The organism is Actinomyces bovis (assembly GCF_900444995.1).
GTDB lineage: Bacteria > Actinomycetota > Actinomycetes > Actinomycetales > Actinomycetaceae > Actinomyces > Actinomyces bovis.
The window spans coordinates 127,768-140,094 of record NZ_UAPQ01000008.1; the positions used below are offsets into that span (position 1 = coordinate 127,768).

At 59.5% G+C, this 12,327-nt stretch carries 14 protein-coding genes and 3 tRNA genes; 8 read left to right on the forward strand and 9 right to left on the reverse strand.

Annotated elements, in window-relative coordinates:
- The first annotated feature begins 93 nt into the window (after nt 1-93).
- Both DR039_RS07580 and DR039_RS11120 read left to right on the forward strand, forming a co-directional pair.
- Nucleotides 94-621: a DUF6318 family protein gene (locus tag DR039_RS07580; RefSeq protein ID WP_267489832.1), complete on the forward strand. Its 528-nt coding sequence runs from the start codon at nt 94-96 to the stop codon at nt 619-621.
- A complete protein-coding gene (locus DR039_RS11120; RefSeq protein WP_126622231.1) occupies nt 618-1,445 on the forward strand; it encodes a zinc transporter in 828 nt (275 codons plus the stop codon). The genes DR039_RS07580 and DR039_RS11120 overlap by 4 nt, the downstream gene beginning before the upstream one ends.
- A gap of 69 nt (nt 1,446-1,514) precedes the next feature.
- On the opposite strand, the gene rdgB is transcribed toward DR039_RS11120, so the two are convergent.
- Both rdgB and rph read right to left on the reverse strand, forming a co-directional pair.
- Nucleotides 1,515-2,177 (reverse strand): RdgB/HAM1 family non-canonical purine NTP pyrophosphatase, encoded by a 663-nt coding sequence (rdgB, locus tag DR039_RS07590; RefSeq protein ID WP_111836788.1) that lies wholly within the window; start codon nt 2,175-2,177, stop codon nt 1,515-1,517.
- 2 nt (nt 2,178-2,179) lie between these two features.
- On the reverse strand, nt 2,180-2,953 hold the full coding sequence (gene rph, locus DR039_RS07595; protein ID WP_111836789.1) for a ribonuclease PH: 774 nt from the start codon (nt 2,951-2,953) through the stop codon (nt 2,180-2,182).
- A 129-nt stretch (nt 2,954-3,082) separates the two neighbouring features.
- Here rph and DR039_RS07600 point away from each other — a divergent pair, with 129 nt between their 5' ends.
- From DR039_RS07600 to DR039_RS07610, 3 genes are all read left to right on the forward strand, one after another.
- The gene (locus tag DR039_RS07600) at nt 3,083-3,811 is read left to right on the forward strand and encodes an SAM-dependent methyltransferase (protein ID WP_111836790.1); all 729 of its coding nucleotides are present in this window, start codon (nt 3,083-3,085) and stop codon (nt 3,809-3,811) included.
- A gap of 254 nt (nt 3,812-4,065) precedes the next feature.
- Nucleotides 4,066-4,461, forward strand: a complete 396-nt coding sequence (locus DR039_RS07605) for a PASTA domain-containing protein (protein WP_170166877.1) — start codon at nt 4,066-4,068, stop codon at nt 4,459-4,461.
- 114 nt (nt 4,462-4,575) lie between these two features.
- On the forward strand, nt 4,576-4,725 hold the full coding sequence (locus tag DR039_RS07610) for an excalibur calcium-binding domain-containing protein (protein WP_111836792.1): 150 nt from the start codon (nt 4,576-4,578) through the stop codon (nt 4,723-4,725).
- A 128-nt stretch (nt 4,726-4,853) separates the two neighbouring features.
- On the opposite strand, the gene DR039_RS07615 is transcribed toward DR039_RS07610, so the two are convergent.
- The 7 genes from DR039_RS07615 to pip form a co-directional block, all read right to left on the reverse strand.
- Nucleotides 4,854-4,935 (reverse strand) — tRNA-Leu (locus DR039_RS07615).
- 41 nt (nt 4,936-4,976) lie between these two features.
- Nucleotides 4,977-5,456 (reverse strand): thioredoxin-dependent thiol peroxidase, encoded by a 480-nt coding sequence (gene bcp / locus DR039_RS07620; RefSeq protein WP_111836793.1) that lies wholly within the window; start codon nt 5,454-5,456, stop codon nt 4,977-4,979.
- 142 nt (nt 5,457-5,598) lie between these two features.
- Nucleotides 5,599-5,757, reverse strand: a complete 159-nt coding sequence (locus DR039_RS11315) for a hypothetical protein (protein WP_170166835.1) — start codon at nt 5,755-5,757, stop codon at nt 5,599-5,601.
- 308 nt (nt 5,758-6,065) lie between these two features.
- Nucleotides 6,066-6,142: transfer RNA gene (locus DR039_RS07625), tRNA-Lys, on the reverse strand.
- Nucleotides 6,143-6,181: 39 nt separating this feature from the next.
- Nucleotides 6,182-6,258: transfer RNA gene (locus DR039_RS07630), tRNA-Lys, on the reverse strand.
- Between the two features lie 163 nt (nt 6,259-6,421).
- On the reverse strand, nt 6,422-6,892 hold the full coding sequence (locus DR039_RS07635) for a hypothetical protein (RefSeq protein WP_111836794.1): 471 nt from the start codon (nt 6,890-6,892) through the stop codon (nt 6,422-6,424).
- Nucleotides 6,889-7,932 carry a prolyl aminopeptidase gene (gene pip, locus DR039_RS07640; RefSeq protein ID WP_111836898.1) on the reverse strand — a complete coding sequence of 348 codons (1,044 nt, stop codon included), beginning with the start codon at nt 7,930-7,932 and terminating at the stop codon, nt 6,889-6,891. The genes DR039_RS07635 and pip overlap by 4 nt, the downstream gene beginning before the upstream one ends.
- 55 nt (nt 7,933-7,987) lie before the next feature.
- Between pip and DR039_RS07645 the strand changes: the two genes are divergently transcribed.
- The 3 genes from DR039_RS07645 (at nt 7,988) to DR039_RS11125 (ending at nt 12,327) form a co-directional block, all read left to right on the forward strand.
- Nucleotides 7,988-8,914 (forward strand): ATP-grasp domain-containing protein, encoded by a 927-nt coding sequence (locus tag DR039_RS07645; RefSeq protein ID WP_111836795.1) that lies wholly within the window; start codon nt 7,988-7,990, stop codon nt 8,912-8,914.
- 546 nt (nt 8,915-9,460) lie between these two features.
- A complete protein-coding gene (locus tag DR039_RS07650) occupies nt 9,461-10,132 on the forward strand; it encodes an ABC transporter ATP-binding protein (protein ID WP_111836796.1) in 672 nt (223 codons plus the stop codon).
- Nucleotides 10,133-11,649: 1,517 nt separating this feature from the next.
- Nucleotides 11,650-12,327 (forward strand): hypothetical protein, encoded by a 678-nt coding sequence (locus DR039_RS11125; RefSeq protein ID WP_126622233.1) that lies wholly within the window; start codon nt 11,650-11,652, stop codon nt 12,325-12,327.

Sequence of the window (12,327 nt, forward strand, 5' to 3'; positions counted from 1 at the left end):
CCGACTTTGAGTGTGAATGATTTGGTGTCGCGGGAGCTTGAGCGTAGGGCTTCGGCTTCGGCGGAGGCTTCGGCTTCTGCTGTCGCGGCGGGTGTGCCTTGGCCGCCTGCTAGTGCTAGTGCTTCAGCGATCCCGTCTCAGGCCCCGTCTTTGTCGCCGGAGGCGCAGGCCAGCAAGGACAAGGCACTGTCCACCCCTGAACCCCGAAAACTAGACCGCATGGATGAAAACAGTGTGGATGGAGCAAACCAGACTGCCAAATACATCATGTTGTTGTACACCTACACCTACACGACCGGTAATACTCAGCCCTGGCTGGCCATAAGCGAAGAGGGTTGCGTCTTCTGTCAAAAAGTAGCTGATAATTCGAAGAACCTGCACGACAATGGCGGTTGGGCGGACCATTGGAACTTTGAGGTGTACACGCTTTCATATATCGCACCTGCCCCAGGCTACGAGTACTCAGGAGTTGACGTTGAACTGACGAATCCGGGAACTATTGAGTATGACGAATTTGGGAATGGAACTCCGACCGAGGTGCAGGAGCATCGTACCCTGCGGCTGGCCATGCGCCACACGGATGGCCGCTGGAAGGTGCGAGAGGGTGAGGTTCTCAAATGAAGGTCAAAGGCCTCCTGCGGCACATGTCTGCAGCCGTATTGGTCACCAATGCACTCACGCCTATGACCGGTTTTGATTTTGATGCCAATTCAGGGAGTAATACTGTACAGGTTATCGGCACTAGTAATGAAATCGTTTCTAGTGGAACTCCTGCAGCATCGGCACTCACTGGCTACCCGGGTATGAATACCGGTGAGTACGTTCAAGGTGCGGACAATCCTTCAACATCTAATCAGCGCACGCAGTTCTGTGCTGCGGTGGATGATCCTGAGATTTATTTTGAGGTGTGGAGGTCTTGTGTGCAGCAGCCTGCTGAGCCTGCTGTTCCAGATGTCGCTGCGCCGGCGCGCTCTGAGGGTGGTCGGGTTATTAGGGTGAGTCGGTCCCAGGTTTCTAGGCTGTTGGTGGATGGTTCTGGTATTACTCGCCAGCCGCCGTCGTTAAATACTCGCCGGGATATGCCCATGATTGTCTACACCAACCCAGAGCCCCGGGTTCTGAGCACTGAGGTTCTGGGTGTCACGGTGACTATTACTGCCACTCCTAAGAGTTATGCCTGGTCTTGGGGTGATGGCACCATCACTCGTACTACAGACCCTGGCCATCCTTATCCTGAGCACACTGTCTACCACTACTACCAGGCCCCTGCTCAAGGGCTGCAGGTAACTTTGACTACGAGTTGGAGTGCTACCTACACCACCCCTGATGGGGTCACCCGCCCGGTAGCAGGCACAGTGACCACCACCAACACCACCACGCCCTTCAACGTCAAGGAATACACCGCGGTACTCACTGACCAAGCAGAAGAAGCCCAAGGCCACTAGACCTCAGCTATACCCACCGTAACTGTAAAGCGCCACTAAGGTAATCCGTGACGGCCACGGCTTGTAGCTTCAGTCGTGCAGCAGCTGGGCTACCAGCGGGGCCAGGTCGCGAACGGCCTGCCCGCGGTGAGAGATCGCGTTCTTCTGGGCCGCACTCAGCTGGGCGGTCGTCCGCCCAGCTGCACCCGGTAGGTCCTCCTGTACGGGCACAAAAATTGGGTCGTAGCCAAAGCCTCCCTCACCCACCGGCTCACGCAACAAGCGCCCCTCCATGGAGCGCTCCACCACCACCGGTTCGGCCTGCCCGGGAACCACCAGCACCGCCGCACAGGTGAAACGGGCTGTGCGGTGTGGGTCGGCGACATCAGCAATCTGATCCAGCAACAGGCGCAGATTGGCGGCGTCGTCACCATGATGACCACACCAGCGCGCGGAAAAGATCCCCGGCGCCCCGCCCAGCACGTCTACACACAGGCCCGAGTCGTCAGCCATCGCTGGTAAACCAGTGGCCTTGGCCAAGGCACGCGCCTTAATGAGTGCATTGGCCGCAAAGCTCAGGCCGTCTTCCATCGGCTCAGGAGCATTCAACTCGGCGGCAGAAATAATGGACTCCGGGTCCAGTCCTGGCACCAGTGGGGCCAGCACCTCACGCAGTTCCCGCAATTTGCCCTGGTTGTGGGTGGCTAGCACTAGTAGGGCGCTCGGGGGCACCTTGACCGACGGCGTCGCCATGCTCAGGCCAACTCGCCGGAGCGGATAGTGAAGGGGGTATCGGCGGGGCCAGCTAGGGCGCGAGCCTGCAGGGCTGTCAACTCGGCATTGCCCTTTGCTGCCAGGTCCAGCAGGGCCCCCAATTCGGTGCGGTCGAAGGGCTGGTGCTCGGCAGTTCCTTGCACCTCAATGAAACGGCCGTCGCCGGTTTGGACGATGTTCATATCCGTCATGGCACGCACATCCTCCTCGTAGGGAAGATCTAAGCAAGGCACGCCGTCGATGATGCCAACGCTGATTGCGCTCACCGAGTCAGACAGGACTGGCTTACCTGCGTGTGGGGTCACGAAGCCGCGCTTGGTGCCCCAGGCGACGGCGTCTGCCAGCGCAATGTAGGCGCCAGTCACGGAGGCGGTGCGGGTGCCGCCGTCGGCCTGGAGGACATCACAGTCCAAGGCGATGGTGTTTTCACCTAGGGCGGCGACGTCGATGACGCCGCGCAGTGAACGGCCGATCAGACGGGAGATTTCGTGGGTGCGACCGCCAACCCGGCCCCTGACGGATTCACGACCGGAGCGCTCTGAGCCGGCGCGGGGGAGCATGGCGTATTCGGCGGTCACCCAGCCTTCGCCGCTGCCTTTGCGCCAGCGCGGCACGCCTTCCGTGAAGGAGGCAACGCAGAGGACGCGAGTGCGACCGAACTCGATTAGGACGGAGCCTTCTCCGTTAACGTTCCAGTTGCGGGTGATGGTGACGGGGCGCAATTCGTCGGTTGCGCGGCCATCCTTGCGGGTCATCTCAGTGGGAGTCACGTTAGCGAAGACTACCGGGTGGGTCGGGGGTGGCGGCCAGCACCCGTCTGATGGTGACGGGGCGTATGCTCATCCATCCTCAGATATAAATGAGAGCCAGTATCGTTAATCTTCGTGAGTGATGACGCCTATGCCGCAGTCGCCTCTGTGTATGAACTGATGGCGACAGAATACGTTGCTGACCAAGAGCGGGCGCTGGCAGATTTCCTGGCAATGCTTCGCAGCGCGGATGGGCCGGTGCTCGACATTGGCTGTGGATCGGGTCGGGCCGCGCAGTTCCTCCTTAGTCGTGCGGCTCGGCTTACCGTAGTTGGGATCGAGCCCAGCCCCGCGATGAGGGCCCTAGCTCTGGCCCGCCTGACCGCCCAGCCTGCCTGGCGCGAGCGCGTCACGATCCGTCCAGAAGGGGCGCTTGAGGCTCCCTGGCCAGACAGCCTTAGTGGCGCCCTTATGTTTGGTGTCCTAGGGCATTTCTCTGCCCATGAGCGCCGTGAGTTATTTGGGTGCCTCGCCTCAAGGCTTGGCAAGGGTGCACCAGTCTTGCTAGATATACAGGCTCCAGACCGGCCTGAGGTGGTAGCTGAGCATGTCTTTGCGGACGCCAGGCTCGGTCAGCTGCGCTACCAGGGGCGGGCTAAAGGGGAGCCCTTGGATGACCAACTGATGCGCTGGACTATGACCTACCTGACGATCGATGACGGCAAAGTCATCGATGCTTGCTCGACGGTAATGACTGTCCATCATCCTGGCCTGGCCGTAGTGCGCGAGGAATTGGAATCCAGTGGCCTGTGTCTCAAGGGAACCAATGTCTCCGGTGTATGGCTGGCCTCTCGCTCAGGGTAGGTAGGTGTGGCCGAGGGTAGGCAGAAAGGTGTGGGGGGCGGGCGGCAATCTGATGTAGGTTAGAAACCGGCATGCAAGTAAGAGAATCTGTTGCTTGTTGCTATCCCACTTTCCCGATCCGGCATCTCAAAAGGCATCACGCATGAAAACCCTCCCTAATCTGGTTCCCCGCTTCGACTGCTCGTCACTCTCAGGTAGCTGTACTTCTGGCTGCTTGTTTGATGGCTGGACCCGCCCTCAGTGCTTGTAATGAAATGCCGGAGAAGCAGTCCACCTTCGCCAGTCGAGCTGCTACTGCTGAAGCGCAGGTCACGGTCCCCAACGTGGTAGGCATGAAAGTAGATCAAGCCCGCAGCGCGCTCAGTGCTGCCGGACTGACCGGGCCTGTGAACCTGGAGGCCGCGAAGGGAGGCGGTGGAGTTCAGAATGAAGCCGAGTGGTCGGTTCTATCTCAGAGCACAGCTGCAGGCACGAAGGTGTCTGCTGGCCAGGAGCTGAACCTAAAGGTCCGCAATGATGTGGCGGAAGCTCAGGCGTCGGCCTCGGCTTCGGCGGCTGCACAAGCGGCCGCAAAAGAAGAAGCGGCCAAGCAACAGGCGGAGCAAGAACGTCAGGCACAAGCACAGGCGGCCAAGCAACAGGCGGAGTAGAAACTGCAGCCTCAGAATCAGACAGCTAAGCAGCCGACGCAGCACAAACCGCAGCCTCAGGAGCCAGCGGCAAAACAGGCTTAGCCCCCTGCGTCGCAGCAGATTCAGCCTTTCGTGGGTGGGGGAGACCAAGGGCAAGGACAGGTTTACTACGCCAACTGTAAGGAGGCTAAAGCGGCAGGAGCGGCTCCGCTCTACCGCGGCAACCCGGGCTATCGGGACGGTCTGGATCGAGACCACGACGGCATTGCCTGTGAGAAGTAGCCAACTGCTGCTGGTCATGCATACCGCCGCAGGTAGCTCAGCTTGGATAGGCTGACCAGAACGCCCAATCAAGCTCTGGCAGCTCAGGTCCATAAGAGTACTGAGCTGCCGCCAACGACAAGTCGTAGTGCGCAAGAAGGGACTCGAACCCTCACGCCCGAAGGCACCAGAACCTAAATCTGGGGCGTCTACCAATTCCGCCACTCGCGCTCAGGGACACACCATACCTGCTGTGAGCCCCGGCTGGTGCCTCAGTCCCCCAGACCGAGGGCGCGTCGCAGCCGTCCAACATGTCCAAGGGCCTTGACGTTGTAAAGCACCAGAGTGACTTTGCCAGCCCGATCCACCACCACCGTGGAACGGATCACGCCCGTGTACACCCTGCCGTAGTTCTTCTTCTCACCCCAGGCACCCCATGCCTCCATGACTTTGTGCTCTGGATCGGAGAGCAAGGGGAAAGGTAGGGAACGCTTTTCAACGAAGCGTGCAATAGCTGCGGAGGAGTCAGGTGAGATGCCCACCACCTCGTAGCCTGCCGCACGCCAAGCAGCCAGCGAGTCACGGAAGTCACAGGCCTCCTTAGTACAACCGGGGGTGGAGGCCTTGGGATAGAAGTAGACGATTACGCCCCGCTTGGCGCGCTTGCGCAACTCCGCCAGGGCGACGACGTCGCCGTCGCCTCCCGGCAGGCTGAAATCAGGGGCGGTGTCACCGACGGTTAAAGCAGGCATGGACTTTCCTTCCTGGGAGAGCTGTCACCATCCTGCCACGCAAACGAAACCGTGGGGTCGGCACCATCTGGTACCGACCCCACAAGAACTCGATTGGCAGAGACCTCCCGCCAAGACGCCGCCTGCGCGGCCCTTAGCCGGTTCAGGCAGCTAGTGCCAGTGCCTCCTGCGCCGCATTGACGCGCTCAAGCGCGCGCTCCAGGCGGGAAGGGGAGGCGGTGGCGGTCAGAGACTCAAGCTCTGCCTGGGCGGCCTCCAGCTCGCGCGCTGCGGCCTCTTGCGTGATGTTCAACTTGTTCATCATTCTCTTCTTCTCCTCATCTGTGGCCCTGATAGGCCGGGGCGCCAGGCGGATTGCAGGTACTCCCTGCGGCCTGGGTGCCATGTGGTCTTGACGCAGACCACTGGTTGCCCGTGGGACAACTGGTCTGCCGTGCCTACTTTGTAGGCGCTCACGTGAGTGGCAACACATGGTTACAGGTAGTTGTTCCCACGCCTAGACGATTAGACATCCTGTGCCTGCAAAAACCATGAACCTTGCCGGTGTGGATAGCAGGAAACCGGTGGAAACACCGCACCGCACCCAGTTCGAACCGGTGCGGCCTCACGTGGTACCCCCTCAGGGACTCGAACCCTGGACACCCTGATTAAGAGTCAGGTGCTCTAACCAACTGAGCTAAGGAGGCTTGGTTAGAAATTCACTGCCGGAGCCTAAACCCCAGCCGTGGTACCCCCTCAGGGACTCGAACCCTGGACACCCTGATTAAGAGTCAGGTGCTCTAACCAACTGAGCTAAGGAGGCATGTCCCGCAGGCGTTTACCGCCTGGCGACGAAGGAAGACTTTACGTGCCGGACCGGTGCGAGTCCAGTCGAGACCGACTGTGGCGACGTGATGTGCGGGACACTCAGGAGACGCAGGGCACTGCCTGCTCAACGGCTCCAGCTGCAAGCCGCCCACAAAGTTTCAGTCCTGGCCCCGCTCCTTGGCGCGGCGCTGCTCTAACTGGGCTTGCACCTGAGCTCGCCGCTGCCGGTCCCGCTTGGATAGGCCCGGCACGTGGTCCATCGCCGCACCAGCCACCGAACGCGAGGCATGCTTCACTTCCGACGACGGCGGCTCCCCAATCTTCCCGGAGCGCCGCCACTGCCGGTACTGGGCCAGCAGACGCGCTTGCTCTTCATCCAGGCCTCCCCACAAGGGCAGACGCAAGCGGTAGCGCTCCCGCACCCGGTAGCCGATATTCCAGCCCAGCAGAGCAATCACTACGATCACCACACCAGAAATAAGCCCGGCAGAGCCGTCCTCGTTGCGATCGTGCAGTGCCACCCAGCCGCCAATCAAGCCCACCAGCAGCAGGGTCACCACACCGATACTGAGCAAAGATGCCAGGTACTTCTGGCGGTCTGTGAAGCGAATGCTTTCCCCAAACCTCATGACTGGTCCTCGGCGGTGGCACCCGAGACCGCTTCCTCGGCCAGTTCTAAGCCAAACCGGTCGGTGGCGTAGATCAGCGCAGAAAGGGTCTCCGGCTCGCTGAAGGCGTGCCCGGAGGTGGGGGAGATGCATAACTCGGCCTCCGGCCATACCCGGTGCAGCGCCCAGGCAGTGCCAATTGGGCAGCACATGTCATAGCGGCCTTGCACGATCACTCCTGGGATGCCATGCTCTGAGAGCACATGTGCGCCGCGCAGCAGCTCACCGTCTTCCATCCAACCGCGGTTCAAGAAGTAGTGGTTTTCAATGCGGGCAAAGGTGATGGCGAAGGCCGGATCCTGCACCTCAGCAATATGCTGGTGGTCGCGCAGAAGCGTGGAAGTGGCCGCCTCCCAAGTGGTCCAAGCCCGTCCTGCCGGACCATGCACTGCCGGGTCCGGGTCCATGAGCAATTCGTGATAGCGCTGGATGTAACCTCCCGGCTCCACTCCGGCACCAGCGGCAGCCACGTAGTGCTCCCACTCGTCGGGCCAAACCAGGTCCGCGCCACCAGCCTCGTAGTACCAGTCCAGCTCGCGTTGGCGCAGTGTGAAAATCCCGCGCAGCACCAAGGCGGTCACCCGCTCCGGGTTCTTCTGCGCGTACGCCAAGGCCAGCGTCGAACCCCAGGAGCCGCCAAAAACCAGCCAACGCCCGATCCCTAGGTGTTCCCGCAGACGTTCCATATCCGCCACCAGGTGCCAGGTGGTGTTGGTGGACAGATCTGCCTCAGGTTCCCAAGCGTGGGGCAGTGAGCGTCCGCAGCCCCGCTGGTCAAACAAGACGATTCGATAGCGCTCTGGGTCGAAACAGCGTCGGTGCTCAGGGGCACAGCCGCCACCGGGTCCACCGTGCACGAACACCGCTGGCACGCCGTCGGGGTTACCGCAGGTCTCCCAGTAGACCTGCTGGCCATCACCCACGTCTAACAAACCAGACTCGTAGGGTTCGATTGGAGGATAGAAGCCGCGCAAAGGCCGGCCCTGAGCGTCAGTGGTCATAACCGCATTGTGCCATTGGTCCCCCATAGGGCTGCCACACGGTACCGTGTGCCCTGTGGCAAAACCCATCGTGACACTGGCGACCTCTGCTGACTTCCCGAACCTTGACGCGGACGACCTGGCCCTGCCTGACGCACTGGCGGAGCGGGGCATCGACCCGCGCATCGCGGTGTGGAACGACCCGGACGTGGATTGGCACAACGCTGGCATCGTCGTCCTGCGCTCGGTGCGTGACTACGCCAAGCGCCGCCACTACGACGCCTTCCGCGAATGGGCCCGCTGTGTGCCACGCCTGCTAAACCATCCGGACGTGGTGGACTGGAACTCAGACAAGCACTACTTGCGTGAGTTGGAGAAACGGGGCGTGCCCACCATCCCTACCATGTGGCTGGAGCCGGAGCAGCAGCTCTCCAAGCACCAGGTGCACACTCGTTTCCCAGCCTTCGGTGACTTTGTGGTCAAGCCCGCCATCTCCTCCGGCGGACGCGGCACCGGCCGCTACACCGCCATTGACGCCAAGTCCCGCTCTGAGGCCATCAACGACGCCGTCCACCATCTGGGCCGCGGCCGCACGGTCATGGTGCAGCGCTATCTGGAAGAGGTGGACCGCAAAGGTGAGCTTTCCCTGGTCTACTTCAACGGAGTGCTCTCTCACGCTGTGGAGAAAGCCCCCATGCTGCACCCCTCCTTCCGCTCCACCGATGAGGAAGAGGTGCACGAGGAGATCGTCACTGCCCGCGAACCCTCCGAGCAGGAGTGGCTCTGGGGTGAGAAGGTTCGCAAGGCCATCCACGGGCTCATTAAGGAGCGTTCCCAGCGGGACATCCTGTTGCTGTTCAACCGCGTTGACGTGGTCTCAGACGGGCAGGGGAGCTTCTACCTGATGGAGGTTTCGCTGATTGACGCCGGCCTGTACCTCAGTTCCGCGCCCGCTGCGCTGGACAACTTCGCGGACGCGATCGCCCAGCGCGTCTTTTGGTAAGTGCACCGCTGACAGTCAGCAGGTTTTAATGGCGATTACTTATATTTGTGCTAGATATCGACTTTTGTGGTATAGGTCGGTATCATAGTGTTACGCTGGCAATGATGCCAGTACTGATGCCAGTACTGATGCCAGTACTGATGCCAGTACTGATGCTGGTGTCATGGATTCCTAATGACGGAAGGGAACGCCATGAAGAAGAATCGGCTACTCGTCTCGGCTATGCTTATAGCCTCTGTGAGTCTGGGGGTAGCTCCGGCTGCGGCTCAGACTGTTAGTGTCATAGGTGCTAGTGCCTCGCGTATTGGTAATACTGTGTACCTTAGTGACACATCAGGAGATGATCACGGCGTATACGCCAATGTCAATACCACGTCTACTCGTCTGAATAACTACAGTGGTGTGGGGACAACTGTTAACAGGACGTATACGTTTAGAGTGACGGCGGTCCGGGCATGTGTTGACCTGCAGTGGCAATATGACAGATGCTCAAACTGGGGCTGATGTTGCTGCTCGTATGCGTGGAATGAAGCTGTGGCGGTCTAGATGAGTAACCCCATCGCGTGCCTGCGCGACCTTACCTTCAGTTATGGAGGCCGGCTGGTACTCAACGGCCTTGACTTGACGCTAGGCAACGGTGAAGTAGCTGCGATCACGGGCCCCTCCGGTAGCGGAAAATCCACTCTACTCTCCCTCGTCCTTGGTCTACTCAAGCCAGACCGAGGCGAGGTGAGAGTAAACGGGAGAACAGTGCAGTTTGGAAACAATTCAGCTGCCGCGAAAATGAGACGTGAAACCATCGGTATGGTGTTCCAAGCAGGCTATCTGCTTGACGAACTAACGCCTCTAGAAAATGTTATTCTGCCTGCTTTGGCCGGCGGTATTGCCTTCGAAGCTGCTGCTAGTAAAGGGCGCGTTTTACTAGCCCAACTAGGTATAGAGGTGCAAGCGCGGCAAACCTCCTCCTTGTCTGGAGGAGAACAACAGCGGGTGGCGATAGCACGCGCCCTGATTGGTTCTCCTCGACTGCTGATCGCTGATGAACCCACTGCTTCACTGGACCGCGCTAATCGTGAGAATGTCATCTCCTGCCTCTGTCAGCAGGTAAGAGGTGCAAATCGGGCATTGCTGTTAGTAACTCATGATGAAGATATTGCCGCGTCTGCCGATCGCTGGTACCACCTGGATGAAGGTCGTCTGAGGCAGGCATGCTCATGAGCCATTCCATGATGGTGGCTGCCAGGGCACTACGTGCTCAACATCGACGCGCTGGTCACAGAGCTTCCTACTTGGTAGTAATGCTGGGTACATTATTGGCCTGCCTAGGGTTGATGTCCCTTGTAGTTCTGGTTAACGACGTGTGGCTCGGCCAAGCACGCTCGGCTGCAATATCCCCGATTCCAGCCGAGTTACACGAGGGTGATGTCAAGCTGTTATACCTGCCCGTCTTCGGTGAGATTGACAATCGCCCTGTCACTTTGGTTGTTCTGGAACCATTGATCGCCGATGCGCCTCTACCACCGGGCCTAGACCGTTGGCCTGCCCTCGGAGAAGCATATGTATCGCCGCAACTCGCTAATGAACTAGTGGGAAGTAGGAGCCTGCTCTATGGAAAGGTTGCCGGTTACATAGACCCTACCGGGCTGGAAACACCGACTGAACGCCGTGTTTACCTCAGGGCTACTGCAGACACTCTGCAAACTCAGGCAATGCTCCCGGTATGGGGCTTTGGCTACAGGGACTGGCAAGAGGCGATTCATGGCACGGGTTACCTCTATCGCAGCGGTTTGGAGCGTTCAGTTCTGCTGGTTTTGAGTAGCCTCTTCCTCCCCGGCCTCGTAACAGTGGGAATCGGTGCGGCGGTAGGGGCTGAGAAGTTATGCAGGACCGGGCGGATGCTCGCTGCCATAGGCCTCAGTCGTCGTCAGCTGGTCCGACTAGATTGCTTGGAGCACTTGCCTTACTGCCTAGCGGCGGCTCTTATCGCCTGTTCAACCATGATTTGGGCAATGAGCTGTGACATAATTCTGCCTTTCCTGGATGCTCGCTACAACGCAGCAGACACTCGGCAGGTTGCACCCTTGCTGTTAGTCGCAATATTTGCAGGAGTTGGTGCCTGCCTAGCCATGGTGGGGCTGGTCCGCACCCGTATCCGTGAGCGTAAGCGCCGCCGTAGACGGGTTCGTCAGGCAGATCGCGACATTTACAGTGCAGGATTTCTTCTGGCTCTTACTGCTGGGGCATCTTTGCCGGCGCTGCTGGCCCCTTGGCCTTTTGTTGGTCACATTGCAACGGCAGCAGGATTTGCCACCATCATCCTGTCATGGGCTCCCATTAGCCTGGTATGTCTGTGGGTTGGTCGCATTTTGGTACGTGTATCTCAACTGCGCTCCTTCCCGGGAATGCTCATAGCAGGTAGGTTCCTCGAGCATCTGCCTAGGCGCGTTAGCTCAGTTGCGCTCAGTATGTGTGCTGTCATCATTTTGGCTGGACTGGTTCATCTGCACACTTCCAGCCTGAGCGGGATAATTGTTCAATCTCAAAAAGACCTGGCTCGTTACGGTACCAGCGTGCTCACATTGCATGTCCCGGCGAATGCTAGCCCTGCTCCAATAATCGAACAGCTGCCACCGGAGATAGGCGTCCTGGCTATTCATAGGGAATCGGCGCCTGAACCTGGCGCCGCTGAGTCGTTGAACCTAAGCGGTTCCTGTGCAGCGCTGAAGGCTCTGGAATTGCCGTGCCCTGACAGGCAAGCGGTTAAGACCCCAGTGGTTACCGGCTCGGACCGTGTGCGCTATGCGGTGGGCCAGCTTCCTCGGCTTTTCGTCACCCAGACTGAGGAGGTACCGCGAGACTCCGAGGAACTCATCCTTGTCTCGCCAACTAAAACCGGACTTGACCTCGACTCCCTGCAAAGTACAGCCAGCCGCTACCTACCAGGTACAATCGTATCTGTGCGTTCTAGCTGGCACGTGGCTGGTGCCGATGTGGCTCTGGAAGAGGGATGGGTGTTGTTCTTCTCCACTATCGGCGGATTGATACTGATACTGGCCCTGGGCGTGGCTCTCACTGAGGATCTTCGGCAGGTGAGCGCGATAGTGGCCCCAGTGGGGTCCGTGACAGGGAATCCCGCTGTGGCCTCAAGTGCAACGGCTTGGAGCGTATCTATACCGCTGCTAACCGCCGGGGTATTAGGAGTCATCGTATACAACATCCTGCCGTTAGGGATGGAGCACATAATCGGCGACCCCAACTTGCCCAACTGGAAAGCTAGCCCGATCCTGACCTGTGGAGCACTTATATTCACTGTGGTCGGCGCATCTGGCTCAGCCTTAATGGCCTGGCGTGCTGCCCGGCGTGATGTCGCCTCGTGGCGCCCCGGGCAGACTCCAAGACACACAAGCTCCTGA

Bases quoted from the DNA above. Each gene is read 5' to 3' on its own strand.
- DR039_RS11120 (WP_126622231.1), top strand. From the start codon at position 618: ATGAAGGTCAAAGGCCTCCTGCGGCACATGTCTGCAGCCGTATTGGTC.
- pip (WP_111836898.1), bottom strand. From the start codon at position 7,932: ATGACCACTGACGCTCAGGGCCGGCCTTTGCGCGGCTTCTATCCTCCA.
- DR039_RS11315 (WP_170166835.1), bottom strand. From the start codon at position 5,757: ATGAACAAGTTGAACATCACGCAAGAGGCCGCAGCGCGCGAGCTGGAG.
- DR039_RS07605 (WP_170166877.1), top strand. From the start codon at position 4,066: ATGCCGGAGAAGCAGTCCACCTTCGCCAGTCGAGCTGCTACTGCTGAA.
- rph (WP_111836789.1), bottom strand. From the start codon at position 2,953: ATGACCCGCAAGGATGGCCGCGCAACCGACGAATTGCGCCCCGTCACC.
- bcp (WP_111836793.1), bottom strand. From the start codon at position 5,456: ATGCCTGCTTTAACCGTCGGTGACACCGCCCCTGATTTCAGCCTGCCG.
- DR039_RS07650 (WP_111836796.1), top strand. From the start codon at position 9,461: ATGAGTAACCCCATCGCGTGCCTGCGCGACCTTACCTTCAGTTATGGA.
- rdgB (WP_111836788.1), bottom strand. From the start codon at position 2,177: ATGGCGACGCCGTCGGTCAAGGTGCCCCCGAGCGCCCTACTAGTGCTA.
- DR039_RS07635 (WP_111836794.1), bottom strand. From the start codon at position 6,892: ATGAGGTTTGGGGAAAGCATTCGCTTCACAGACCGCCAGAAGTACCTG.